The following is a 1,234-nucleotide window of genomic DNA, read 5'->3' as shown; positions in this document are numbered from 1 at the left end:
GTTACCCACTGATCACTCACTGGCAGTTGACCGAATCGTTCAACTACTCTTCGCCGCTAATCCGGTATCGCCTCTTCAGCACTTGTGGGAACGCCCTCAGGAACCGAGCAGTCTGGCTCGGTAGTAGCGTCACTGGTACCCATTTCACCACGTGTCCCTCCACTGGAGTTGCCCCCTTCGGAGTCGAGACGGTTGCCGTTGTGATCGAGCCGAGTCTCTGAATCCACTCCGGAGGCGAAGTGTGACGCTTCGATCGTTACCGTCTCCGGTGGCCAGACGGAGCGATCTGCCCCCACCATCTGGCCACTGGTAACCGTATCAGAGTTAGTCGCGTCGTTGTACCCGACGCAGTTACGGCTCGCATCACTGGAGCCAGCACACCGGGAGGTGGTAACACTGTCGTTTTTCCCATAACTAGTCTCGAGCGTGGCCGATTCATCACTCGTAGTAGTGGAATAGTCGAAACCGCCGTTCGGCCAGCCCTGGACGTTACAGTGGCGGAAGGTGACGTTACTGGCGGCCTCGGGATGATAGGCGATCGCAGCAGGACCGTTATCGGAGCCGCCACTTCCCGTAGCACCGTCCCCGAGATAGAGACATTCGGCAAGCACTGTACCGTGGGCTGCCGAAATCGAGAGTGGAGCATCGACGCCGTGGTACAGGCCTTTGAATCCCACGTTTCGGATCGTTGTGTTCCCGCCGTCGACCAGCAGTGTGATTGGGTCCTCTGTCGTGAGATCGATAAGCGTGTTCTCAAATGACTCCCCCTGGCTGATCCGGATCGTTTGTCCGTGCGCTCTGATGACCTCGTAGTCAGCCGCCGCGACGGTTCCCATCATCGTCTGACCTGCCTTGGTCGCGCTGCCGACCATCGTCCCCAATCTGGCAGCGGCACCCCCAACGATCGATCGCAGGTACGATCGGCGCGTTATTCCACCGTTCTGCCTGGTGGTCGACGACTCAGTGTGGTCGGGAGAGTTGGTTTGCTGGGCCATGCGTTCAGCCAGCGAAACCCGGGACTTGTAACCTTTTTCGTGATTTTAGCCACATATCCAGACAGACAGTCATTTAGTGACGCTATCGTTCCACAAGTTATCGTGTACTGTCCAACAGTGTAAACTGTTCCAGATGACGAATTCGCTGTCGAACAATCCTCTCGCGTCGCAACGTACCTATCTGTATCGTTCTTCCTGGTTCGACGCACGCCCAAAAATGAGAGTCTGTTCGGCGGACT

1 protein-coding gene is annotated in these 1,234 nt (G+C 57.0%); it reads right to left on the bottom strand.

Going from position 1 to position 1,234, the window contains the following annotated elements:
* Window positions 1-56 precede the first annotated feature (56 nt).
* Window positions 57-836, bottom strand: a complete 780-nt coding sequence (locus GWG54_RS20540; RefSeq protein ID WP_167939482.1) for a hypothetical protein — start codon at window positions 834-836, stop codon at window positions 57-59.
* Window positions 837-1,234 lie beyond the last annotated feature (398 nt).

This window comes from Natronococcus sp. JC468, assembly GCF_012163165.1.
Classification (GTDB): Archaea; Halobacteriota; Halobacteria; order Halobacteriales; family Natrialbaceae; genus Natronococcus; species Natronococcus jeotgali.
This window is presented reverse-complemented; position numbering and strand designations above follow the sequence as displayed.